20 protein-coding genes are annotated in these 26317 nt (G+C 38.6%); 6 read left to right on the top strand and 14 right to left on the bottom strand.

Annotated elements, in window-relative coordinates:
• The first annotated feature begins 77 nt into the window (after positions 1-77).
• Complete coding sequence (locus AC0UMU_RS08030; RefSeq protein ID WP_009318288.1) at positions 78-1067, top strand: glycosyltransferase family 2 protein; 990 nt, start codon at positions 78-80, stop codon at positions 1065-1067.
• Between the two features lie 88 nt (positions 1068-1155).
• On the opposite strand, the gene AC0UMU_RS08025 is transcribed toward AC0UMU_RS08030, so the two are convergent.
• The 8 genes from AC0UMU_RS08025 to aroQ all read right to left on the bottom strand — a co-directional run bounded on the left by AC0UMU_RS08025 (position 1156) and on the right by aroQ (position 11571).
• Entirely contained in the window at positions 1156-3717 is a 2562-nt protein-coding gene (locus AC0UMU_RS08025) for a glycoside hydrolase family 84 protein (protein WP_009318286.1), read from the bottom strand.
• A gap of 220 nt (positions 3718-3937) precedes the next feature.
• Positions 3938-4744: a DUF5672 family protein gene (locus AC0UMU_RS08020; protein ID WP_473979909.1), complete on the bottom strand. Its 807-nt coding sequence runs from the start codon at positions 4742-4744 to the stop codon at positions 3938-3940.
• Positions 4744-7179, bottom strand: a complete 2436-nt coding sequence (locus tag AC0UMU_RS08015) for a hypothetical protein (RefSeq protein ID WP_473979908.1) — start codon at positions 7177-7179, stop codon at positions 4744-4746. Before AC0UMU_RS08015 ends, AC0UMU_RS08020 begins: the two co-directional genes overlap by 1 nt.
• Before the next feature lie 131 nt (positions 7180-7310).
• Positions 7311-8540: an FtsX-like permease family protein gene (locus AC0UMU_RS08010; protein WP_009318279.1), complete on the bottom strand. Its 1230-nt coding sequence runs from the start codon at positions 8538-8540 to the stop codon at positions 7311-7313.
• 11 nt (positions 8541-8551) lie between these two features.
• Positions 8552-8887: a 30S ribosome-binding factor RbfA gene (gene rbfA, locus AC0UMU_RS08005; RefSeq protein WP_009318277.1), complete on the bottom strand. Its 336-nt coding sequence runs from the start codon at positions 8885-8887 to the stop codon at positions 8552-8554.
• Between the two features lie 112 nt (positions 8888-8999).
• Positions 9000-9629, bottom strand: a complete 630-nt coding sequence (locus tag AC0UMU_RS08000; RefSeq protein ID WP_009318275.1) for an O-methyltransferase — start codon at positions 9627-9629, stop codon at positions 9000-9002.
• Positions 9630-9642: 13 nt separating this feature from the next.
• Positions 9643-11109, bottom strand: coding sequence for a pyruvate kinase (pyk, locus tag AC0UMU_RS07995; protein ID WP_031258150.1), 1467 nt, complete (start codon positions 11107-11109; stop codon positions 9643-9645).
• A 36-nt stretch (positions 11110-11145) separates the two neighbouring features.
• The gene (gene aroQ, locus AC0UMU_RS07990) at positions 11146-11571 is read right to left on the bottom strand and encodes a type II 3-dehydroquinate dehydratase (protein WP_022599963.1); all 426 of its coding nucleotides are present in this window, start codon (positions 11569-11571) and stop codon (positions 11146-11148) included.
• Between the two features lie 111 nt (positions 11572-11682).
• Here aroQ and xerA point away from each other — a divergent pair, with 111 nt between their 5' ends.
• From xerA to AC0UMU_RS07970, 4 genes are all read left to right on the top strand, one after another.
• Positions 11683-12594, top strand: coding sequence for a site-specific tyrosine recombinase/integron integrase (xerA, locus tag AC0UMU_RS07985; RefSeq protein ID WP_278715361.1), 912 nt, complete (start codon positions 11683-11685; stop codon positions 12592-12594).
• Positions 12595-13008: 414 nt separating this feature from the next.
• Entirely contained in the window at positions 13009-14691 is a 1683-nt protein-coding gene (locus AC0UMU_RS07980) for a tetratricopeptide repeat protein (protein ID WP_031258149.1), read from the top strand.
• Positions 14692-14995: 304 nt separating this feature from the next.
• Positions 14996-15559, top strand: a complete 564-nt coding sequence (locus AC0UMU_RS07975) for a Crp/Fnr family transcriptional regulator (protein WP_022389884.1) — start codon at positions 14996-14998, stop codon at positions 15557-15559.
• 282 nt (positions 15560-15841) lie between these two features.
• A complete protein-coding gene (locus AC0UMU_RS07970) occupies positions 15842-16987 on the top strand; it encodes an acyltransferase family protein (protein ID WP_022389883.1) in 1146 nt (381 codons plus the stop codon).
• Between the two features lie 144 nt (positions 16988-17131).
• Here the strand turns inward: AC0UMU_RS07970 and AC0UMU_RS07965 are convergent, their stop codons facing one another.
• From AC0UMU_RS07965 to AC0UMU_RS07945, 5 genes are all read right to left on the bottom strand, one after another.
• Positions 17132-18310, bottom strand: a complete 1179-nt coding sequence (locus tag AC0UMU_RS07965) for a DUF418 domain-containing protein (RefSeq protein ID WP_022389882.1) — start codon at positions 18308-18310, stop codon at positions 17132-17134.
• A gap of 57 nt (positions 18311-18367) precedes the next feature.
• Positions 18368-18943 carry a DNA-3-methyladenine glycosylase I gene (locus AC0UMU_RS07960; protein WP_009318247.1) on the bottom strand — a complete coding sequence of 192 codons (576 nt, stop codon included), beginning with the start codon at positions 18941-18943 and terminating at the stop codon, positions 18368-18370.
• A gap of 233 nt (positions 18944-19176) precedes the next feature.
• On the bottom strand, positions 19177-19572 hold the full coding sequence (locus tag AC0UMU_RS07955) for an HIT family protein (protein ID WP_022389881.1): 396 nt from the start codon (positions 19570-19572) through the stop codon (positions 19177-19179).
• 137 nt (positions 19573-19709) lie between these two features.
• Positions 19710-20180 carry a transcription elongation factor GreA gene (gene greA, locus AC0UMU_RS07950; RefSeq protein ID WP_009318245.1) on the bottom strand — a complete coding sequence of 157 codons (471 nt, stop codon included), beginning with the start codon at positions 20178-20180 and terminating at the stop codon, positions 19710-19712.
• Between the two features lie 198 nt (positions 20181-20378).
• Positions 20379-21509, bottom strand: coding sequence for a TlpA disulfide reductase family protein (locus tag AC0UMU_RS07945; protein ID WP_022389880.1), 1131 nt, complete (start codon positions 21507-21509; stop codon positions 20379-20381).
• A gap of 215 nt (positions 21510-21724) precedes the next feature.
• On the opposite strand from AC0UMU_RS07945, the gene pnp reads away from it, so the two are divergent.
• The gene (gene pnp, locus AC0UMU_RS07940) at positions 21725-23887 is read left to right on the top strand and encodes a polyribonucleotide nucleotidyltransferase (protein ID WP_278715366.1); all 2163 of its coding nucleotides are present in this window, start codon (positions 21725-21727) and stop codon (positions 23885-23887) included.
• 236 nt (positions 23888-24123) lie between these two features.
• On the opposite strand, the gene AC0UMU_RS07935 is transcribed toward pnp, so the two are convergent.
• Positions 24124-26178 carry a C10 family peptidase gene (locus AC0UMU_RS07935; protein ID WP_009318242.1) on the bottom strand — a complete coding sequence of 685 codons (2055 nt, stop codon included), beginning with the start codon at positions 26176-26178 and terminating at the stop codon, positions 24124-24126.
• Between the last annotated feature and the right edge of the window lie 139 nt (positions 26179-26317).

The following is a 26317-nucleotide window of genomic DNA, read 5'->3' as shown; positions in this document are numbered from 1 at the left end:
TCTAACTATTGTGTATATTCAAATAAGATTTGACAGGGATTTATTATCTTTGTCGCAAAATAATATCGTATAATAATATGGATAACAAACCGGAGGTAATAGATCCATCTGAATTGCTGACATTGTGTATGCCGACTTATAATCGGGTTGTAAATGTTTGTGAAGCTTTAGAAGATATTATTCCGAAAATAAAACCGTATAATTTCCGTTTGATCGTTGTTGATAACTGTTCGCCCGACAATACCCGTAAGGTCGTTGAGGCTTATCAGGGGTTATATGATCGTTTAGAATATTTCGGACAAGATGAGAATAAGGGATATGATATTAATTTCGAAACGGCGTTAAAATTAGCGAAAACACCGTATTGTTGGGTAATAGGAGACGGAAACAGATTGCAGGCACAGAATTTTCCGGCAATAGTGAAGACTCTTTCAGAACAAATGCCGGATATTTATATTGTCGATGAGGTGCATCGGGCTCTCTCCTCTTTTCCTCCTAAGGTTTATACTGATGCAAGCGATCTGTTGCATGATTTAGGCTGGCATATGACTTTGCTCTCTTCTACTATATTTTCCCAAAAGATTATTCAGATGGGAAATTTTGAGAAATATAGAAATACACATTTCTTGCATTTGGGTGTCGTATTCGATTCTCTTGCCCGTCTTGATAAATTTACGGCAGTATGGAGCGGTTTGGATTTGATACATGGCAGTATGCTGCCGAAAGGAAATAGTTGGAACCCGGGTCGGGTTATGGAAATTTTCGGAGGTGCGTGGACCGAGCTGATTCTTTCTTTACCGGATAATCTTTCGATGGAGGCAAAACGCTATTGTATAGCTTTTCATGGTAAAAAAACACGTCTTTTCGGGAAACGGCATCTTAAAAAACAACGGGCGGCCGGAGGGCTTGATTATTCTATTTATAAAAAATATGAGAAATACATTCCTTATTTTGCTCCGGGAAAACGTCTTCGTATCTTGATTTATTCTTTTTATCCTAATTTTTTGAATCGTTATTATTGGAGGAATAAACGTTATATCCGAAAGACGGGGAAACCTCTTTTTTGATGGGATTGGATCTGTCCGGTCAGAAAATATAAAAGCCGTTTCAGCATTAGATTCATTAGCTGAAACGGCTTTCAATTTAGATTAGCTTTTATTCTTTTTCTGCTATAATCTCGAATATTTCTGCAGTACCTTCTATCCTTATTTTTTCTACATTCTTATTTTCTAACTGTATTTTGGAGAATGGCGAATCGAGTATTGTTTCAGAGACCAGATTACCTTTTGCATCTAATTGTTTACATTTGAGAGGAGTTGATAAACGATTTGTTAACAAGATATAGCTTTTTATGCCTTTCTCTACTTCAAAAACTATAGATTCGCTACACTCAAAAGATGTGCCGAGATTACGGTCAAATGCGTAGAGAGCTTGTTGCCGGTCTTCTGTTTCTAATTTGAATCCCAGATTTTCTGCATGTAGAGGATTTACCTCGAATGAACGTACCGAGGCATAGTTGGTCCGTTTAGACTCAAGGCGTTTCAACCGTACATAACGGGCTTTTACAGGATCACCGTTCCAATGAATAACATATTGTTTCTCTAACTCTCCTGTTAAGGCTTTCCAATTATTCCCGTTTTCGGAATATTCAAGGACAGCATGGTCGAAATAATCCACATCATCGATCGAATTTCTCCCTTGTAGGATGGATATTTCTGAAACTTCTCGTATTGTTCTCAAATCGACACCGATCCAGTCTCCTGCTTTCTGAGCAATACCAGAAGTGTAATAAGTCGTGGTATCATTGTCGAGCATCAATTTGGTTTGTGTGGTACTGGAATTTCCGAACGAACCGATGCCTTTATAATCCATCGGTATCTCTCCGGTAAGATGTTTCAAAAATTCGTGAGCCATATCATCCATTGCGTTTTCATAAAATGGCTGAAGTTTCATTGTCCCGGATTTATGAGCTTCGTAATTTTTTCGGTCTTCCTTGCTCATTAGATTTTGTATGTATTTGTTCCAGAATAATGTATCATTCTGTCCGGTACGATAGATGCGGGTTAGTTCTACTGCACGTTTTCCTCTTGTCCCTAATTTCCCGAACTCCGTTAGCCATGGGCGAAGCTCTTTCATCAGGTTCTGGTTGGTGCAACCTTTTTCTATTTCAGCAGGAACGTTTTCGATTTTTTCAAACTCCTTTTCTAAATTTCGGGCAGCTTCATCTGTCCAGTTTGCAAGCCTGAAAGTGGTGGTTTCCCATGATTCATCCCGACGATAACCAGTTTCTGTATCGCAAGAGTGAATAGCAAAGGTGCGATAAGCATCCCGGGCATTCGGCATCAGTTCGTTTAAGCCTCTTTCCCAATTATCTAAAGCGTTGTAGGCAGCAATGTTCCATGTATAATCTGCGACCCCATATAAAGCCAATTTCGAAGCTTCTCCGTGTTCCATCGGATTGCTGACAATTCCGCAGACTTCTTTTTCTGTGAGCGATGTATCCAAGCCGTATGCCGGACCTTGTAAGAGAATATTGCGCACATAGTCTGTTACAGGGTAGTTCCACCAATAATAAGCCGGCCGTTTAATACGGGAATTTATAAAATCCAGTGTTTCTTTAGTCAGGTCGCTGCAAACAACATCTCCCGTCCAGAAAACTTTTATATCAGGATAGAGAGTTTTACCGTAAATAGCGAGGCTGCCTTTTTCCGTAGGATCTGCCCAAAGTTTGGAGTAGTCGGTCGGGCAGACAGTGAGTGGAGATACGTCACCTTTGACTTTTACAAAATCATCCGTTAACCGGTTCAATAGTTCGGTTTGTTTCGACGGATTAGTTCCCTCCCCCGAAATATCATCGAAAAAAATTGCAAAGTGGCGTACTCCGAGATCGTACATCCAATTGAATTTATTGACCAGATTTTTGTAGTCTTCTTCGTTCCATTTAATATCTTGTCCCGGATGTATTGCCCAAACAAAATCTACACGATTCCGTTTGCTGGCTTCGATCAGCTGTTTAATGTTTTTTGCCTCTTTTTCAGGATAGGGAAGACGCCAATTGGGACAACTGTGATAAGGGTCGTCTTTCGGTCCGTATAAGTAAGTGTTCATTTTGAACTTTCCGTAAAAGTCGATAAGAGACATTCTTACTTCGTGAGACCATGGAGTTCCGTAAAAGCCTTCGACCACTCCGCGATTCGGCAGGTTGGGATAATCGTTGATTTCCAGATAAGGCAATTGCTTGTTTGCGGCAATCGGGCTTTCCAATAATTGACGTAAAGTCTGGATGCCGTAAAATGCTCCCCGTTCATCATATCCGGTAATGGATATGCCGTTTTTATGAATATTCAGGGCATAAGCTCCGGATACATCCTTTACTTTTTGTTTTTCAGCTACTTTTTTCCCGAAGTCAACGATCAGTTTTGCTCCATTTTTATTGAATATGACAAAATTTAAGTCGTTTGTAAATTTTTTCTGTTTATCTTTCAAGATAAATCCTTGAGAAATATCCAGTTTCTCATTTCCTATGAAACTCAGCTTTTGTGGAGTCGGATTGATGACTAACCCTTGATGATCTATTTTTCTCCCCGGAACAGGTAATACATCTTGTTTTTCGGAACGTTGTGAGGATAAATCGAAATTTGTTTCTTGTGCATACAGATTACTGCACATGAGTACGCCTGCAATTCCTGCAAATAATGTCTTTTTATAATTTGTCATTTTTAGTATTAGTATTTAAGTATTTACACTTAATAAACGTTACAAATATATTGTATCTTATCGAAATAAAAATTGTTTCAAATCAAAAAAGCTATTAAAAAATATGTATTGGTTGAAAGACTGTCTGAGTTTTCCGGTAAAATTTATGTATTCGGATTTTTTTGAATCTCTTGTCAGTTTGTTTTTTGTTGGAAAATTTAGACAGCCCTTTAAATATTTTTTATTTCCGGGAATGTATTAATTTTTCGATGATCGGGCTCCAAAAAGGAAGCATTGCCGGTTTGTTCCACCCATGACATCCGAAAGGAAGTTGGTGTCCGTGTATCTGAAATGCCTCTTCCGGTAATTTGTCGAATGCAAAAGCGATGGCTTCTCTCCATGAGGGAATTCTGAGTTTATGTTCTTTCCGGTTTACTTCTACTCCCCAGAATACATCTTCGTTGAATCGGTTATGGTTACATTGAGATATGTATTTTTCTATTATCGGTCGTTCATTTTGGGCTATTTCAAGGAAGGCGGATACTTTGCGTAAAGAAAAACCTCCATTGCCGACTTTATAAAAAAGTTCTGTATAATCCGATGCATTGAATAGTTTGTTATAGCCTTTTTTCAGTTTAAAAAACAAATGATAATACCATCGTGTATATTTACGTTTAGGAATCCATGGTGCGCCTATATAATCGAAATTGTGACTGCACCATTGTTCAAGTTCGTCTCTGAATACGAATGCATCGGTCTGATGTATGAGTATATATTTGGTATCTGAAAATGTTTTGTAAAATTCAGAAGAGAGCATTAACCGGTTATATCCTTTTAACCCTTTAAAATACGATTTGTCAAAAGAGTATGTTTCTCTTTTGCCATATCGTTTCTCTATTGCGGTCATATCTAAACCGTCCGGAATCACGAAACATATACTGTAACGTTTCAATATATCGAAACATCGATCTAAGGATATCCATTCGGTGTCGGATAATTCTGTAATATAGATCGGTATTATAACTTTTACTAAATGCGGGTCAACCATTATTTCTGCACTTTCTTAGTCCTGCAATTGGTATAAATAGCAATAATACCTAAAATAAGAATCAGTCCGATGCATACGAATGCAATTCCTACCGTGATGTGTATTGATTGAGGATCGAAACGGAAAATGATTTCATGATCTCCCGAAGGAATATCCAATCCCCGTAATACATAATTTACTCTTGCCATTTCGACCGGTTCTCCGTCTATGGAAATGTGCCATCCCCAAGGGAAATAAATTTCGGAGAATACTGCGAAATTATTTTTTGATGTATGGGATTTATATTTTAATTCATTGGGTTTGTAAGATGTCAGAAAGATCGTATCTCCTGCAGCCGGAGCAGAGATATCGGTTTTTATTTTGTCTGCAAAATGGCGGTCGGCTATCACCGTTTTCTTTTCATTAAAATCATCCAATGCCTTCATTTCCTGTTCAGCATTTTCGACCCATTTAATTTCGGATACAAACCATGCATTGCCCGCAGCTTCAGGATTTTGTACTACTTGAGGTGCAGCACCGTTTTCTCCGGGAAGGATAAAATATTTTGTATTGAGCATGTTTATCACATGCGGGTTGTTTTTACTGAGCTGGTACTTGATCAGGTCATCGTATCTCCGCAATTTTGCAGCATGATAACCTCCGATAGATTTATGTCTGTAAGAGGTGATGGCATCGTTAAATGGATCATACAGAAGATTGTATACCCGATAATTCGGATCAGGATCGGCAAGTATTTGCTTATCTATTTCTGTTATGGGGAAGGGGTCTTTCAATTTTTTTGCCGATACGAAGTTTTCGCTGTTCAAATAACGCTTGTTTACCGGATACATGTCGGCAAGAATAATAATGCCGCATAGTGCGACCAAAGTTGTTTTGTTGATTTTACCTTTGGCAAATAAGAACAAAACGATAGAACCTGCCAATATGAACAAGAAACTGCGTAATGCATCATCTGTAAAAATAGATTCCCTTACCAGTTCGAGGTTGTAGAACACATCTCGGTATTCCATGTGTTCGCCCATAAACACCTGTTCTTCCGAGCTCAAGAAATTAAAGAACAATCCGGGGAAAAGGAAGAATAAAAGAGATATGCCCCCGGTTAGAGCAAAGGAGATGATGCTTTCTCTCTTTTTCTCGATGAGGATACGGGGGTTTGTGATTATTTCTTTCAGTGCTAAAATCGCTAATAAGGGAATACAGAACTCTGCTACCACAAGAATACTTGATACTGTCCTGAATTTGTTATACATCGGGAAGTATTCGATAAAAAATTCGGTTAGCGGTAAGAAGTTCTTTCCCCATGACAAGAGCACCGTTAATATTGTTGCTGCCAGTATTGCCCATTTCAAAGGACCTTTAACGATAAAACAACCCAATATGAAGAGCAACATGACAAATGCCCCGGCATATACAGGCCCTGCCGTTCCGGGTTGGTCTCCCCAATAATGATTCCCGATTTGAGCTACATACTCCCGTACTGAAGGATCAGCTTTTTGCATAGCTTCGGTATTTTTGGCGATAGCTCCGGTTGCTCCCCCTTTTACGTTCGGAATTAATAATGACCAAGTTTCTCCTATTCCGTAACTCCAATGAGTTATATATTCAGTATCCAGTCCGCTTTTAGCCGATATTTTTTCATTGGCATTTGTGAGTTCCGCTTGTCCGCGCATCGTTTCTTTAGAATACTCATAAGTATTATAAAGACTCGGAATATTCGCTCCAATAGCCAGTAATCCGGCACAAATAATTACTCCGGTGGCCTTAAAATATTGTGGAAGTTCATGTCTTTTTTTGAAATCGAAAAAGTAGGCAATAACCAAAGCGGCTATAAAGAACATGAAATAGTAACTCATTTGAATATGGTTTGATGTGATCTGCATCATTCCGAAGAATCCGATTAATGCAGCTCCTCCGATGTATTTACCACGATAGGCCAATATTATACCGGCAATTGTTGGCGGTATATATGCCAGAGTGATGAATTTCCAGATGTGTCCGGCTCCTATGATAATAAAGAAATAAGAAGAAAAGGCGTAGGCAATTGCTCCCACCAATGCAAGATACCAACGGATTTTCATTGCCGATAATAGGATGAAAAAACCTAACATCATAATGAATACGAGTGATGCCGGAGATTGTAGTCCGAGATGATATATTCTTCCGATTTGTCCCATCCAGTAATTATTGGCATAACTGGGTGAAATTTGGAAATTAGGCATTCCTGAAAAAAGCGAATTGGTCCAACGTGTCGTTTCTCCGGTTGCTTCACGGAAAGCTTTTCCTTCCTGACCGATTGCGATTCCTTGTTGAGTATCTCCTTGAAATAACACTTTCCCCTCTAAAATATCCGGAGAAAAATAAATATAGGAGAGAATAATCATAAACAGAATAGAACCGATATACGGAAGAGTTTTCTTGAAGTTTATTTTACACATGACAAAAAATTTTCTTTATTATTCTGTTGCAAATGTATAGAAAAAAATAAGAAATCGGCTTTTCTTCTTTTGCCAAATCCAAAATATTAAATACCGGTTATTAGGAACGGTTTAATTTTTGTGAGGATTTTTTATTCTGTTCTTAACCATTTGTTACGCAAATATTTTACCGGATACCACGCTGCGGGTAGTCCTAATAACGTGACAATTGCCAGTACGGCAAGTGCATCGCTCCACAAAAGACGTACAGGATAAGCATCTACGATGAATGCTCCGGAGGTTTGACCTAATCGGAGTAATCCGTATTCTTGTTGTAGCCAACATAAAAATATTCCGGCGATGAGTCCTGTCCCGGCTCCGATTGCCGAAATAAGCCACCCTTCGGTTAAGAATATTCTGGAAATAAGCTTTTCATCAGCTCCTAAATTTTGCAAAGTCTTAATATCGTTTTGCTTGTCTATGATCAGCATCGAAAGAGACCCTATAACGTTGAATGTGGCGATCATAAGAATAAAAGCCAGTATCAGAAATGTCATCCATTTTTCTATTTGCATCATTCTGAAAGAGGTCTCTTGCTGCATCATGCGGTCTTTGACAAGATAATCTTTTCCCAGATGTTCCGATAACGAAGCAATAACGCGCTTTTCGTTAGTTTTGGGTTTTAGCTTTATTTCCAATGCGGAAGCTTGTTGAGGATAGTCGAACAGTTTGGCCGCCATGTCTAACGGAACAATAACCATTTGATCGTCATATTCAGGTTGATTTACACTGAATACGGCTGTCGCGAACATCCGGTCTTCATTAAATGCATTCGAGGGATTTGCTAAATTTACTTTTGCTTTGCGTTTAGGAGTATAAACAGAAAGAGGATATACGTAATGTGCTCCCACCTCCAAACGATTTGCTACTCCGACTCCTATGGTTGCATAATTGGCAACAGAATCTTTTAAAAAAAAATTCCCGTCTAATAATATGCTATCGATATTGCTTACTTGAGAATAGTTGTCCGGTACTCCTTTTAATAATACCGGCATTTGTCGGTTCCGGTATATCAATAAGGCGTTCTCTTCTATTACCGGAGCGATTGCGTCTATTTCTTGCCATTCTGCAAGAGATTTTATCGAAGGGTCTTGCAGCGATAGAGTCTTTCCCGTGGCCGGTATGACTTTTATTTGCGGATCGAGAGAGGAATATAGAGAGGCTATAAGATCTTGAAACCCGTTATAGACCGATAATGTACAAATCAATGCCATGGTAGTTACGGCAACACCGCATATAGATACCATGGATATAATATTGATCGCACTATGAGATTTTTTTGAAAAAAGATACCGGATCGCTATTTTCAGGGAAAGACTCATCGCATCTTTGTTTATTTATTCAATAACGTATCGATATTTTCGATATAGTCGAGAGAGTCGTCCAGAAAGAACATCAGTTCGGGTGTCTTGCGTAGTTGGAATCGAACCCGTTGTGCGAGTTCATAACGTATCGATCGTGCATTGTTTTGTATCGATTCAAGAATTTCTTGTGATTTTTCCGGAGGAAAAATACTTAAATATGCTTTAGCTATGCTTAAATCGGGACTTACGCGTACAACGCTTACCGAGATGAGTGTACCATGAGTTTTACGGGTTTCGTTTTGAAAAATGTCACTTAGGTCTTTTTGAATCAGACGGCTTATTTTACTTTGTCTTGTAGTTTCCATAATTTGAATATTTTATTTTTGATCCGGGATTTTTTTGAAAAAATCCGGATCGCAATGTTACGACAGTTCAATATACGAACTTTTCGCGAAATGTGACCCGGATATAAGAAATTTATTTTTTCCAGATTAAGGTTAGCCCGTCACGTAGTGGTATGATTACTTTTTCCACACGGGTGTCCGAAGCTATCAGATCATTAAATTTCCGAATTCCGACGGTTTGTCCGTCTCTGGCTTGCGGGTCGATTATTTTACCGTCCCATAAAGTATTGTCCGCTAAAATAAATCCTCCCGGACGTACTTTGTCGAATACGAGATCATAATATTCGCAATAGTGGCGTTTGTCGGCGTCGATGAATACCAGATCGAATGTTTCATCAAGAGTCGGTACGACTTTTATTGCATCTCCTATATGGAAGCGTATATTTTCTTTATAAGGCGATTGCTCCAGATAAGGCCGGGTGAAATCTTCCAATTCGTCATCCATTTCAATTGTGTGAAGTACGCCTCCGGGATTTAGTCCTTCTGCCATGCATAAAGCGGAATAACCTGTAAACGTCCCCAATTCGAGAATTTTGTCGGGACGAATCATCCGGCAGAGCATTTTAAGAATGCGTCCCTGTAAATGCCCCGACAGCATACGCGGACGTAATAGATTTACGTGAGTATCCCTATTCAGTCGTTTCAGATATTCACCTTCTTCGTCGATATGGCTCAGGATGTATTCTTCCAGCAGTTCTTCCATGTTTCCGATGCTCTTATCGCAGATCTTCTAAGTTCGGGAGTAAGTAACTGTTGTAACAATCCAATACTTTTCCTACCGGGTCGATCTCAAGGAATGTACTGCCACCTCCTTCTCCGAAAGCGCCTCCGATATATGCTATTAGGTCGTCTCTGGTTATCCAGCCGCGGTCGATCATCAGTTTCAGTCCGTTATGAAGATATTCTCTGGAGGTATTTGTTTCTGGTTGATATACGGCAATTACTCCATAAGACAGAGCTAACTCTCGCATTGTCGATTCTCGGTAACAAACGGCAAGAACAGGATATTTCCCTCTGTATGCAGCGATATTTCGAGCTGTACGTCCGGTATAACTGTCGGTAACGATTGCTTTTACACCGAGTTTTATCGATGAGCGTACGGCTTGTTTGGCAAGAAATGCCGTAATATCTTCCTTGTCTTCTTCTGTCGATACTTGGATATCGTTATCCGATAGTTTTGTTTTTTCGGCTTCTTCCGCTACTTTCGACATTGTAGCGATAGCCTCTACCGGATATTTACCGTATGCGGTTTCTCCGCTAAGCATCAAGGCATCGGTACGATAATAGATGGCGTTAGCGATATCTGTTACTTCTGCCCGTGTAGGACGGGGATTTTTGATCATCGAGTGTAACATTTGTGTCGCTACGATAACCGGCTTTTTGGCTTGTACGCATTTCTTGATAAGAATGCGTTGTATTCCTGGTATTTTTTCTTGGGGAACTTCGATTCCTAAGTCTCCGCGGGCGATCATCACGCCATAAGCGACTTCAAGTATTTCATCGATATTGTCGACACCTTCCTGATTTTCTATTTTCGCAATGATTTTTATGCTGCTGTTATGCGCATCGAGTATCTCTTGTATATCGAGGACGTCTTGCTTATTGCGTACAAAGGAGTGTGCGATAAAATCGATATTGTGCTCGATAGCATATAAAATGTTTTTACGGTCTTTTTCGGTCAGAGCCGGAAGATTGATGCGGACACCCGGTACGTTAACGCTTTTTCTTGATCCCAGTTCTCCTTCATTTTCTGCAATACAAAGTAAAAAGTCGTCGTGTTTTTCTATAACTTTGAATTCTATTTCTCCATCATCGATCAAAACTAAACTGCCGACCGAAAGATCTTTGACGAAATTCGGATAAGAGATGCATATATGCTCTTTAGTCGTCAGTTGATTAGGATTACCACTCATTTTTACATAGTCTCCGGTCGAAAAGTTGATGCGTCCGTCGTCAGCAATCGCTGTGGTCCGCATCTCCGGTCCTTTCGTATCCATAAGAATGGCGATCGTATTCGAGACGGCTCTTACATTCGTTATAATTTTATTGAATCCTTCAGCATCCAAATGGGCTGAATTCATACGAACAACGTTCATTCCGTTTTCGAAAAGATCCCGAACGAATTCAACGTCGCAACGTTTATCTGAAACTGTGGCAACAATCTTAGTTTGTTTTGACATAATTTGATCTATATAACTAATATAACAATCTGAGAGTATTTATTTATTACTGATTAATGCTTCGATAGCCAGTCTGTATGAATCCATGCCGAAACCTGCTATTGAGCCTTTGCATGCGGCCGCAATCATAGAGGTGTGGCGGTAAGCCTCTCGTGCATGTATGTTGGAAATGTGTACTTCTATCACAGGAACATTAATTGCACGTATGGCATCTGAGATGGCTATGGAAGTATGTGTATAGGCTCCGGCATTGAGAACAATGCCATCAGTATCCCCAAACCCGTATTGATGCAAAGTATTGATTAATTCACCTTCAATGTTGGACTGAAAATAAACCAATTGGTGTTCCGAGTATTTGTTCCGTAAAAATTCCAGATAGCTTTCGAAAGAATTTTCTCCGTAAACGCTTTTTTCCCGTTTTCCAAGAAGGTTCAGGTTGGGTCCGTTAATGATAAGTATATTCATAAAGAATCTTTTTTATACCTTTGTCTTATCCGAAGATTTCGATGTTTTCAATCCTTCGGTAAGATGTTGCAAAAGTAAATAAAAAAATCGAATATTTAGTTCGTAAATAAGATGATACTTACCGAGAGAGATTTAATGAAAAAATATCTGAGTTATTTAAAGCTTGAAAGAGGGCTTTCTCAAAATACGGTCGAGGGTTATCGAAATGATGTGTATAAATTATTATTGTATATAGGTACTGAGAATTTGACCCGGGAAATACTTCAGAAAGTCGATATTCAACAATTTATATGCGGGTTACAGGATATAGGAATACATCCCAGATCACAAGCCCGCATATTGTCCGGATTAAAATCGTTTTATAAATTTTTGTGTTTAGAGGATTATATCAGCGTTAATCCTGTCGAGTCGATAGAAGGTCCTAAAATCGGACTTCATCTTCCGGAGGTGTTAAGTGTTGAGGAAGTAAATCGCATGGTTGACTCTTTCGATATGTCATTGCCTGAAAGTCAGCGTAACAAGGCAATTATAGAGGTTTTGTATGGTTGCGGTTTGCGAGTGTCGGAATTGATAAATTTAAAAATGTCCCGGATTTATGAAAAGGAAGAGTTTATAACTGTTGAAGGAAAAGGAAATAAGCAGAGGCTCGTCCCTATTTCAGAGGTTGCATTGGCTGAAATTAGGAAATATAAAAAAGATAGGGAGCTGTTGAATGTAAAGAAAGGTGATGAGGATATTCTTTTTTTGAACCGTCGGGGGGGACGTTTATCCAGAGTCATGATTTTTTATGTTATTCGCAATCAATGTGAGATTTGCGGCATTCATAAAAAAATCAGTCCTCATACCCTACGGCATTCTTTTGCTACTCATCTTCTTGAGGGAGGAGCTAATCTACGTGCCATTCAACAGATGTTGGGACATGAGAGTATTACTACGACAGAGATTTATGTTCATCTGGATAAGGAATTTATAAAAAGTGAAATTTTAAATCATCATCCGAGAAATATGAAGTTTCGGACATAAGTCTCGTTTGAGAATCTGTTTGAATCTTTTTCTGCTCTGTTTTTATTTCTCTACAGATGCGTTGTAGTCTTTTCCCGAAGTTGCAAAGTATCTTCAGATTTTTTTTAGATCTGTATGGGTATTGAACGATTTCTGAAATATTGTGTTAAAAAGACAGTTTTTTTACGCAAAAAATACAAAAACAAGAAAAAGGCGAGATTGAGGGCGGATTATCTGACTTTTATACTAAAAAAAATATTATTTTCAGTATTCGATTGTCAGAAATTTAACTATATTTGTCTCGATAATTTGATGTCTTATATGATGTCGGAAACAGTTTGTTCCTATTTTTTTGCATAATAGGATGTTAAATTAAAAATTAGTGTTACTTTTGTGAATATTAAGAAGAAGTATAACCCAATTAAACAATTAGTTATGAATAAAAAACTCTATTTACCCTTATTATTGGCTGTTTTAGTGGCCTTTGTAGGATGTAAAAAAATGGGTGGATTATCGGCAGATTACTTTACCGTAACTCCCTCTCCACTTGAAGTTGTAGGCGGAAAGGTTGCCGCAACGATTACAGGAAAATTCCCTGAAAAGTATTTCAAAAAGAAAGTTACGGTTACCGTTACTCCTTATTTGGTTTATGAAGGAGGCGAGACTGCAGCTGCTTCATATACTTATCAAGGAGAAAAAGTGAAAGGAAATAATCAGACTATTTCTTATAAATTAGGTGGAAATATCACAATGAAGGCTTCATTTGATTATATTCCTCAAATGAGAAAATCTGATTTATATCTTGCTTTTAAAGTACAAAAAGGTTCTAAATCTTATGATTTGCCTCGTGTAAAAGTTGCAGAAGGAGTGTTGGCTACAGCCGAAATCAGCAATGCAGCTACTGTAAAACCTGCACTTGCAGCAGATAAATTCCAACGCATTATCAACGAAAGCCGTAAAGCAGATATTTTGTTCTTGATTCAACAAGCTAATATCCGTGCAAATCAGTTATCTACTGATCAGATGAAAGAATTCCACAACGAAGTGGCTAATGCTGCCAGCGCTGCAAATAAAGAACTTAAAGGAATCAATATTTCTTCTTATGCATCTCCCGATGGTGGTGTTGAATTGAATACCAAATTGGCTGAAAACCGTGAAAAGAATACGGTGAAATATATGAACGAACAGTTGAAAAAAGGCAATATCGAAACTGATATGACTGCTGAGTTTACAGCTCAAGACTGGGAAGGTTTCAAAGAATTGGTTGAAAAATCGAATATTCAGGACAAAGACCTTATCCTTCGTGTTCTTTCTATGTATTCAGATCCCGAACAACGTGAAAAAGAGATAAAGAATATGTCAAGTACATTTAAAGTATTGGCTGATGAAATTCTTCCTCAATTGCGTTATTCAAGAATCACGGCAAGTATTGATATTATCGGTAAATCAGATGCTGAAATCAGTAAGCTCGCAGCTTCTGATCCTAAATCTTTGACATTGGATGAATTATTATATGCCGGTACGTTGACCGATTCTAAAGATGACAAGATCGCTATCTATAAAAAAGCTGCAGAAATTTATCCGAACGATTACCGTGCTTATAACAATGTAGGTATGGCTTATTATCAGAAACAAAATGTAGCTGAAGCAGAAAACTGGTTCAAGAAAGCTGCTAAGATCGATCCGAAAGCTCCGGAAGTTCAAATGAACCTAGGTTTGATCAGCTTGGCTAAGAATGATTATAATAAAGCAGCTCAAGAATTCGGTAATGCTGCAGGTATCGATGAATTGAAAGAAGCTACCGGTGTTCTTTATTTGAAGAAAGGTGAATATCAGAAAGCTGTTAAAGCATTCGGCGATACAAAGAGCAACAATGCTGCTATTGCACAGATCTTGACTAAAGATTATAACAAAGCTAAGAATACATTGTCTTCTATCAACAACGGAAAAGACGCTACGACTCTTTATCTGTTGGCTGTTGTAGGTGCTCGTACAAACAACGAAAAGATGGTTAAGGAAAATCTGCAAAAAGCTATCAGTTTGGATAATCAGATGAAGGCTTTTGCTGCTGCAGATATTGAATTTGCAAAATATGATATTTCTTCTTTGACGAAATAAAAAGAGTGTTTTCTTATTAAACAAGAAGAGTACCCGAATATTCGGGTACTCTTTTTTATTTGAAGTCGTATTACTTTTTGCTCAAGATGTTAATGGATAAAAGTTATTCAAGAGTTTAAAGATTTCAAACAATTCGGGATTTATTGTAGGCAGATGGCGAATGTTCGGCAGAAAATATGGTATAAACGGCCTCTTGTTTTTCAGACAAAATTTATGTTATCTTTTTTCTGAAATGATTAACAGACATTTTGTTTATTTTTGTCTATTGAATAATATCTCTTTGTTTACCTTGTATTAAGTATTTATGAAAAATGTAATCAATCAGATGAGATCTTTGTATCCTATTTCTGACGATACCATATGTATTTTGAAGAAACATGTGGAATTATGCCGTTTCCCTAAAAGATTTCAGTTGATAAAAGCTGATAGTTTCTGTAAGTTCGCTTATTTTATTGAAGAAGGAGCGACCCGTTCTTTTTGGTTGGTGAACGGGGAAGAGATAACCACGTCTTTTTCTTGCGAAGGAGGTATTGTATTCAGTATGGATGAACTTTATTATAATAGAATGAGTGAAGAGTTTGTGGAGACTCTTGAGAATGTCGTGACCTATAAAATATCATTGGATGATTTGTTGCATCTTTTTCGGACCAATATAGAATTGGCTAATTGGGGTAGGATTATTCATCAAAATGAGTATCGACGTTTACATCGTTCGCACAAAGATCGTCTTACATTGTCTGCAAAAGAGCGGTATGAAGAATTCAAGCGTCAATTTCCTCATATATACCAGCGGGTACAATTGGGGTATGTCGCTTCTTATTTGGGTATAACTCTCCCGACATTGAGTCGACTTAGAGCCCAAAAATGATATTTAAGAAGGCGAATTTGATGTAGGACAATCGAAATACGATATAAATATCGTAATTTTGAACTCCGATTGTCAAAGCCAAAGAGCCTGTCTGAATTTTATTCGGGCCAGGCTTGAGAGTTTCTTTTGAGGATGTTTTTCTGTGTTTACGAGGTTGATAGTGGGCTATCTGACAAGTGAAAACAGGAAAAAAGATCAGAAGAAAACACAAAAATGACCTGACAATATTTTTTGTCGGAAAGTTTATACAGGCTCTAAGTAAAACTTAAATTCTAAATATATATGCAAAAAACATTATCTTCTTCTGCATTTTCAGATTCAAAACCTCATTATGAACTTCTTGATGGATTAAGGGGTGTCGCAGCTCTTTTGGTGATATGGTATCATGTTTTTGAAGCTTTTGCAACAAGTCCCATAGATCAGAAATTTAATCATGGATATTTAGCTGTCGATTTCTTTTTTATTCTGTCGGGGTTCGTTATAGGATATGCTTATGACGATCGTTGGAAGATGACAATGACAGTGAAGGATTTTGTGAAACGCCGGTTGATTCGTCTGCATCCGATGGTTGTTATGGGGGCTATTTTAGGAGCTTGTACATTTTATATACAAGGTAGCGAAAAATGGGATGGCTCGCAAGTCTCTTTATCAGTGTTAATGCTTGCTATGCTACTCAATCTTTTTCTTATCCCAGCAATACCCGGTTCGAAGGTAGAAGTTCGGGGAAATGGAGAGATGTATCCTTTAAATGGTCCGAGCTGGTCTTTGTTTTTTGAGTATATAGGAAATATCCTGTATGCTTTATTTATTCGTCGATTGTCTACCAAGTCACTTGCTTTGCTTGTTTCATTGTCCGGAATCGGATTAGCTGCATTTGCGATCTCCGGCCTTTCGGGTTATGGACATTTAGGGGTAGGTTGGACACTTCTGGATTATAATCTGATCGGAGGTTTTTTACGTTTGATGTTTTCGTTTTCCGCAGGTTTGCTTATGTCTCGAGTCTTCAAACCAGTTAAAATCAGAGGCGCTTTCTGGATTTGTAGTTTGGTGATTGCCGTATTACTCTCTGTCCCGTATGTCGGTAATAAAGAATTTTCGTGGATAAATGGTATTTATGATTCGGTGTGTGCTATTTTGCTTTTTCCGTTATTGGTCTATTGGGGAGCATCTGGTAAAACAACAGATAAATGGACATTAAAAATATGTAAGTTTTTTGGAGATATATCTTACCCTGTGTATATTGTTCATTATCCTTTTATGTACCTTTTTTATGCATGGGTGTGGAATAATGATCTGACATTTGGGCAAGTGTGGCCGGTAGTTTTGTTACTTTTTTTCGGAAATATTTTGCTCGCGTATCTTTGCCTGAAGTTATATGACGAGCCTATAAGAAGATGGTTGAGCAAGAGATTTTTATCTAAAAAATAACGATTGTTTTTTTAGGATAACGACCGGATAAAATCGAGCTGCTCTTTTTGCATTTTTCTCAATGCTACGATGCAAGAAATTTTAAACAGGCATTTGGTTCGCTTTGGCAATATAGTTCTTGATGTTGCTTCTCTAGTTTATCCGTTATTGCTTATTTACGCCCAACCAAGTCCATTTGTGCCAAATAAGTTCTAATGGCCCTTGTTTATGTTTCGACAACCACCATTTGCAGAACTTTACTTGCAATAGGAATGTAAAAAATCCGATTAATAAACTGACTGTATATCCGCAATATGGTGCGAGGTACAAGCCAAATGGAAAATAAATAATTGCTCCTATTATAGATTGGGCGATGTAATTGGTAAGGCTCATTCTACCATAAAAACATAAATTGTTGACCCTATTATGAAACTTCTTGTTTTGGTAAAGAAGTATGAAAGATGCTACCAAGACCAGAGTAAAGGCTAATTTTTGCCACATGTCAAATGCCGTTCCTGCTGTTTGTCGTATGATTGGAGTATTGTCCATAATAAGATCTTTCAATGTATATAAAGGTGCAAATGCAATAGCGGAGACAATCAGTATCTTTACCCAGAAATGGAGATTTTTTTCGGAAGAAACGAAAAGTTGCTTTTTGCCGATATAGAAACCTAATAGAAATAATCCTGCTGTTTGGAAAAAGCGTCCTGCGTTTATGGCCCATAACAAACTGGCTTTTTGTCCTAATGTGATGTTTCCTAAGATGAAATCCCAAAAATTTCCGCCTTTTATATATTCTGCTACTTCTGCATACATTTCGCCTACTTTGAGGTTAGGCAACCGGTGTGTCGGGTTTATCAGATTGGCGATATAATGATACCATTCGATGGGTTGCAACAGAAAAATGACAGAGGTTATGATAATGGCTTTGTTACTCCAATTTCGTGTAAAAAATAATATCGGTCCTGTCACTACGAATAACAGTAAGACATCTCCTGCCGGGAAAAAGGCTGCATTTAATGTTGCGAAACCGACTAACAATATTAAACGCCAGAGGAAACGATAGCCGAAATCTTTACCCCGTTTTCTTTGATTGTTGGTTTGTATGTAGAATGTAAATCCGAACAAAAGAGCGAAGATGGCATAGGCTTTTCCCGCAAAAAGAGAAAAAATTCCGTTGAATATACCTTGATCTAAGATATTCAACCAGTTTGGCGAGTCGGTCGGATAAACCGGAAAAATGAAATGTTCCAGATTATGAACCAAGATGATTGCCATTACAGCAAATCCTCGTAGAGCATCTACGACTTCAATACGAGAATTTTTGTTGATGAGCTGTTCCATGTATGATTTGTCGGTAATTTTAATATTATGCGAATTGAAATTTTATTTGTATCATCTTTATTTATTTTTTCGACAAATACAGTCTGTCAGGTGATCGTTGATGAATCCTGTCGCTTGTAGATAAGCGTAGCAAATAGTAGTTCCGAAGAATTTGAATCCCCGTTTTTTCATGTCTTTGCTCATTGCATCGGATTCGGGAGACGACACGGGTATTTCACTTAATGACTTGAATTTGTTAATTATCGGTTTTTTATCAGGGAAGAATGATAATATATAATTATAAAAGCTCCCGAACTCTTTCTGTATGGTGAGAAAAAGTTTTGCATTTGTAATTGTAGATTTGATTTTTAGACGGTTTCGTATAATGCCGTCAAATTGCATTAGTTGTTCTATGTCTTCTGAAGTCATGCGTGCAACTTGTTCTACGTCAAAGTGATGAAAAGCTTTTTTGTATCCTTCTCGTTTTCTGAGAATGGTAATCCATGCCAATCCGGCTTGGGCACTTTCAAGAACCAGAAATTCAAATAATGTTTTATCATCGGTAACAAGCCTGCCCCATTCTTCGTCATGATATTTTATATATAGCTCATCTGTTCCTGCCCAGCCACAGCGTGTATTTATTATGTCTTTCATTATCTTGATGTATAAAATTCTATTATTGTTAGTCTGATGTTATTAGTATATGACCTTTGAGAGTGACGATGTGAATTTATAAAAAAATTGTGGGTTTGCTATATTGGAAAGTAAAAAAGCCGGTTTGTTATGAGATGAAACCGGCTTTTTCAATTGGGTTAGCTTCTTGTATATATTGGTAATGCTTTTTTGAATGATTGCGTGATTCGAATGCAAATTTCCGTTTAAACGGACTATTTTATTTTTGAAGCGATAGAAGCTGCTATTTTTTCCATTTTTTCGGAAGATACTTTTAATTTCTCCTTTGAGAAGTACATGTCTGTTTCTTTATTAATAGGGATTAGATGAATGTGGGTATGCGGGACTTCCAATCCCATAACGGCTACACCCACACGTTTACAGGGAATTGCTTTTTCGATAGCTTTAGCAACTTTTTTTGCAAATAAAGTCAGCCCTGCATAGGCTTCGTCTGACATGTCGAATATGTAATCTCCTTCTGCCTTGGGAATGACTAATGTATGACCTTCTGCTAAAGGATTGATATCGAGAAATGCAAAATATTTCTCGTCTTCGGCAATTTTGTAACATGGAATTTCTCCTGCTACGATACGACTGAAAATAGTTGGCATAGTTATATTTATTTGAATTAAGTATTTTTTGAAAAACTGCCCGCAACGTACGGTAAACTATAGGATATGTACGCAGGGGCAGTCTGTATAGCAAGAACGACACCGTCCGGGCATCAAACCCGAGGTGTCGTTCCATTTTAAATCGATATATCGATAATTTCGAATGTCATAATTCCTGACGGAACTTGTATTTCTGCAATATCTCCTACTTTTTTTCCAAGTAATCCTTTCCCTATCGGTGTGCTTACGGCAATCTTTCCTTCTTTCAAATTTGCTTCGCTTTCCGATACGAGCATATATTGCATAACCGCGTTATTTTTTGTGTTCTTTATTTTTACCTTATTCAGTATCTGTACGGTATGAGTGTTCAGTTTTGTGTCATCGATCATGCGTGCATTTGCGACTTTATCTTTTAATTGGGCGATTTTCATTTCCAATAGACCTTGCGCCTCTTTTGCCGCATCATATTCCGCATTTTCCGAGAGGTCGCCTTTATCACGAGCTTCCGCGATTTGCCTTGATATTTCAGGTCTTTTTACAGTTTCGAGAAAAGTAATCTCTTCAAGCATTTTTTTATAACCTTCTTCGGTCATATAAACAATAGCCATAATTTTGATCTCCTATAGTTTAATTTTTAATTGTTTTGTCTTCTGTGTTATAAAACAAAAAAGAATTCCCGCTGTTAAGCCGGAACTCCTTTTTGTGTGTTCTCTATTGCAAAGATAAGTTCTTTTTTTTACTTTCCAAATAAAAACGACAATCTTTCTAACTTTCTCTGAATAAAACTTTTATTTTAGAACTATTCTTTATAGGAGTTTTTGAATCTCTCCTGAAATTGATTCTATTGAAGCTATCCGTTTTTGTATTGCACCTGTCCTGTCGATAAGAAATGCGCTCGGAAGATTTTTTACATTGTATAAGTTCGCTACGGTAGAGTAGATGCTGGCCTCATCCCGTACGCATATCCATGGAAGATTTGATGCCGATACTTTCCAGAAATTTTCATTATTGTCTAAAGATACTTGATAAATTTCAAATCCTTTGTCTCTGAATTGTTTATATATTTTGGCAAGTAAGATATTATATTCCGGTGAATAATCGGTTTGATAAGCTGTAAAATCGAGTAAAACAACTTTTCCTTTCAGATCTGATAACTTCTGTTGTTTCCCTTTGATGTCAGGCAACGATATATCTATCAGAGATGCCTCTTTTGCTTGTTCTAACAAAGTCGGCTGTTTTAGTTGTCGTTCGGCTTGAAGAGAAGCTATGGCCATATTGTAAAGTTGCTTGGCTCGATGTGAGCCTTTATAATATACATCGTACGCGTTTGCTACGGCACGGATGGCTTTACTGTCTTCTTTGTCGAACGGATCGAAAATTATGTTTCCGTTAACTTGCTGAAAAATGGCAAAATAAGCGGCTTTTGATTTGGGGTTTCCATATATAATAGGTAAGGTCGTTTTTTTGTATTGATCGAGAGCGTTTAATAACCTTTTGGCGTTTGCTATTCGGATGCTGTCCGAAGTTCCGGTATTACTTAAAATTTTATCAACTTCATTTTTTAATAGACTTCCTGCTTTAGAAACTTCTTGTATTTGTTTATTTTCTTCCGACCCTTCTACAGAGTAATCCGTAAAAGATTTGCCGGATGTCTGAAAAGTGACGGTTTCTGTAGAATCTATGGCAAAGTGGATATATGAACTGCCGAGGCGTAATCTGTAAAATTCGGGGAATTCGGTTTTCGGGGCATAGAATGTGAACTTTCCGTCCGACTTCAATTTTATAGAATCCAAAGTGACGATTTTGTCGATTTGCGTAGCTTCGAAATAGAGCGTTTTTCCTTCTGCGTCCGAAACATTTCCCGTTACGGTAAAATCATTGCGGTGGCAAGCCGAAAAGGTCACGATAACAGTTAATAGATAAAGGTACTTTTTCATAAGATATTTTTATGCTTTTCTCTTTGCAAAGATATATTTTTTCATAGAACAAACCGCATTTTATAAATTTAAAGACCCAAAATAGAGATTTTAACTGTAATAAAAGGTGAAAATAGAGTGTTCGATAAGATTTTTCTTTCATTTTCACCTTGTTGCACTTAAACTTTAATTATCTTTGCATGAATTTGGAAAGAAAGTGAACAAGAAAAAATTTTATGATTAATCCTATTAAGAAAACGATCGATTTAGGAGATGGAAGAACCATCACGATCGAAACTGGAAAATTGGCTAAACAAGCTGACGGGGCAGTAGAAGTCCGAATGGGTAATACCATGCTTTTGGCTACCGTAGTGTCGGCACAGGAAGCCGGCGAAGGGGTGGATTTTATGCCCTTACAAGTAGAGTATAAAGAGAAATATTCAGCTTACGGGCGTTTCCCGGGAGGTTTTACAAAGAGAGAAGGCCGTGCTTCGGATTATGAAATCTTGACGGCACGTTTGGTTGACCGTGTATTACGTCCTTTGTTCCCTGATAATTATCATGCAGATACGTTCGTAAATATAATAATGTTTTCTTCTGACGGTCACGATATGCCCGATGCATTAGCCGGATTAGCAGCATCAGCAGCTCTTGCCGTTTCTGATATTCCGTTTAACGGTCCTATCTCTGAAGTTCGTGTTGCTCGTATCGATGGACAATTTAAAATTAATCCTACATTCGAAGAGTTGGAAAAAGCCGATATCGATATTATGGTAGGAGCGACTATGGAAAATATCATGATGGTAGAGGGAGAAATGGATGAAGTTTCGGAAGCAGAATTGCTCGAAGCGATGAAAGTCGCTCATGAAGCTATCAAGAAACAGTGTCAGGTGCAAATCGAATTGGCGGAAGCTGTCGGTTCTACTGTAAAACGTACCTATTGCCATGAAGTGAATGACGAAGAACTTCGTAAGGATGTTTGGGAAAAATGTTATGACAAGGCTTATGCTATAGCACAGTCTGGTAATGCGAATAAACATGCTCGTTCTGAAGCTTTTGAAGCTATCGTAACCGAGTATCTTGCCGGGATGGATGCTGAGGTTGCCGTAGAAAAGGAAGCTTTGGTAAAACGCTATTATCATGATGTCGAGAAAGAAGCTGTTCGTCGGTGTATTTTGGATGAAGGGAAACGCTTGGACGGTCGTACCACGACTCAAATCCGTCCTATCTGGTGTGAGGTGGACTATCTTCCGGGACCTCACGGATCGGCAGTATTTACACGTGGAGAAACTCAATCTTTGTCAACAGTGACATTGGGTACTAAATTGGATGAGAAAATTGTTGACGATGTGCTGGATCAAACTCGTGAGCGTTTCTTACTTCATTATAATTTCCCTCCGTTCTCTACCGGTGAGGCTAAAGCGCAAAGAGGAGTCGGCCGTCGGGAAATCGGTCATGGTAATTTGGCAAATCGTGCATTGAAACGGATGATCCCTAAAGACTATCCTTATGTGATTCGTATCGTGTCGGATATTCTTGAATCAAACGGCTCTTCTTCTATGGCAACGGTTTGTGCCGGAACTTTGGCATTGATGGATGCCGGGGTTAAAATCAAGAAGCCTGTATCCGGTATCGCTATGGGATTGATTACGGATAAAGATAATGTGAAATTTGCTGTATTGTCCGATATACTTGGAGATGAAGACCATCTTGGAGACATGGACTTTAAGGTAACAGGTACAAAAGACGGTATTACGGCAACCCAAATGGATATAAAAGTTGACGGACTTTCTTATGAAGTACTTGAAAAGGCTTTAGCACAAGCTCGTGAAGGTCGTATGCATATACTTGGTAAAATTCTTGAAACGATACCAGAACCGCGTCCTGACATGAAACCTCATGCTCCGCGTATCGAAACTTTGACTATTCCGAAAGATATGATCGGTGCGGTAATAGGTCCGGGCGGGAAAATTATTCAAGGAATTCAAGAAGCAACAGGAGCTGTTGTTACGATTGAAGAAGTGGATAATATCGGACGTATCGAGATTGCTGCACCTTGCCGGGAGTCTATCGATGCGGCTCTGTCCAGAATCAAAGGTATAGTGGCTGTTCCCGAAGAAGGGGAAGTTTATACCGGAAAAGTAAAATCGATTCTTGCTTTTGGTGCATTTATTGAGTTTATGCCGGGAAAAGACGGTTTGCTGCATATTTCGGAGATAAGCTGGGACCGCATTGAATCAATGGAACAATCTGGAATTAAGGAAGGAGATGAGGTTACGGTTAAGTTGATCGAAATCGATAAAAAGACCGGAAAGTTCCGCCTTTCTATGAAAGCATTACAGCCACGTCCTGAACGTCAAGACAAACGTGACCGTTCGAAAAAAGAAAACAAAGATTAATTATTTGTAGAAAGATTCTTGTAAAATAAGAATAGGGATGTTGACACTTTGATGTGTCCCCAAGTTATGGTTAAACATTGTTGAAATACACTATTAGATCGGAATAAAGCTCGGTATCGTACCGGGCTTTTTCCATTTATTGAATATCCCAATTTAAACCTGAAATAAAAGATAGAGGCCATCTCAAATTCAGCCTGAATTTTTGGACAGCCTCTTCTTTGTAGTACGTACGAATGTTACTTTACTAACATCTTGCGTCCGTTTACAATGTATATGCCTTTAGGAAGGTTTTCCAAAGCTCTGTCGTTGCTTACTTTGTGACGAATCAAAACACCGTCAATCGTGAAAACGTCTACTATGGTATTGTCGGTCGTCACGTTCTCGATACCAAGTTCTTCTTCTTTTTCTGCGCTTACAATTATAGCATTGTTAATTTTGGTATTGCTCGAAATCGGAATTTTGACATTCTGTTCGTTTTCGTACAAGTATAGTTCGAGCGAGTAGGGTATCTCTTGTCGCAGATTGGCCGTAGAGCCGAGCGGTGTGAGGACAAGGGTGGTTATGTCTCCGTTTTCTAGTGAAGCAACAGTACCGGTCAATGTAGCTCCGGTCTGGCCGTCCCAAGGTTGCTTGAAATATGCGCGGAATTCTATGTTACTTACGTTCTCGAGAGCTTGCAGTTTTACATAAAGTTTGAGGTTTTCTATAGATGTGAAATTCCCGTGTTCGAAACTGATAGGTGCGGTTACGTATATTGTCGGTGTTTTGCCCGAAATGGTAAGTTGCGGTGCTTTGTTCTGACCCGTAGCTGCTTCTATGCGTATCCATTCTGTGGTGCCGCTTATTTGGTAAACCGGCCATACTTCGAATGTGCCGTTCTTTACAATATCGCTCGTGTTCAGTAGTAATGCGCTGAAACGGTTACCCGGAGCAAAGGTGTAGTCGGTTATACCCGCTATAATTTTCTCACCCGTTGCTACATCAGTCAATTCTAATCCCATGTAAACTTCCTCGGTGTTGGAGATATTTATCATGTTTCCCGAAACGAATAGTTCATCACCGCGAGTTGCCGAGTTTTGCGAAATGGTAATGGCGTCTTGTGCAACAACACCACTGCTGGCTTTAGCCGGCTTTAGTCCTGTTATAATACGCTGGTCGTTATGGTAGCCTTGACCGTGAAGTCCTGCTCCGGTATAAGGATTGAGGGCATCGGTACCCGATAGGGCGAAGTATCCGTTAAAAGTACCTTCCCATCCCCAATTAATATGGAAAAGGCCATCTTTGTAACCATCGCAAACGAACGTGTGTCCGCTGCCGCTATCGTCATTACCGGAATAGAAAACCGGAAGTCCTGCTTGTAAGTCGTTGTATACAAGCGTTTCCCATTCATCATCGTTAGTAATGTTGCTGCGGCTTATCTCTGCTGCTGTTTTTGCATATCCAAAGTAATCTTGAAATGAATAAACAGCCCAGTTCGATGCGCCGGCTGTGCCTATGTTTGTGTCATTGAAAAGCGAATTTACGCTAATTGCACAGTCGAACATCAAAAGAGCCACTGCATCGGCTTGCTGTTGTGTGTAGCCGGAACGGTATGAGGGTATCATGGCTGCATAATCGTATGAGTGCTCAGCAAAGCTACTTTCTTTGTGTTGCTGTACTTCTTTGCCGTTTACGTCTATCGAGTAGTCGTAGCTGTACGATCCCGTGCCCTTTTCGGGCCATTTGTGGAAATACATGATTTGCGACATTGCGGTGGCTACACATCCGGTTAAAGCGGGTGAGATACTTGTACCATTATTGTAACTGCAAAGTTGATTGAATGGGGCTTCTTGTGACCATTCGGTTTCGAGCAAGGGCTTTATTTCTGTTTTTACGGCTTTAGCGGCGTGTGTTTGCTCTGTAACTTCCGGCATGGAGCATACTGCCTTTATTTGCCGGGCGTATTCGCCAAGCCACCAGCGCATGTTTGCGGGCAGTGTTGAGGGATTGTATGAACCCTTGTCTACGTATGCAAGTATCTTTGTTGCGCGGTCGTCGGCAGCGGTAATGACAAAACCGCCTCCAGTTATGTTGAACACGTAGTAGAGAGGAGCATTGGCATCGCTCTCGGTGTATACGAGTTCCAAGTTTGTGGCAATAGCCTTTTGTCGTATTTTGCCGTATTCAGTATTAGCAATAAAATTTTTAGCCGTTGATAGAGCGTCGGTAACTTCAATTTTACGGGCATGCAATAGCTGTGTAAGTGCGAGTAAAAAAGTTACAATCAGTAGTTTTTGTAAAATCTGTTTCATTTTGTTGGGGTATTAGGGTTAAGTATGATGTGTATGCAGTTGTGTACAAATCTGATTTTTGTAATGTTAATCATGCTTGGTAAATATAAGAATTAAAATTGAGATTAACAAGGTAGTTTGAAATATTGATTTCTATATT

This window comes from Coprobacter fastidiosus (assembly GCF_982245605.1).
The sequence above is the reverse complement of the archived record's forward strand: the minus strand, read 5'-3'. Positions and strand labels throughout refer to the sequence as shown.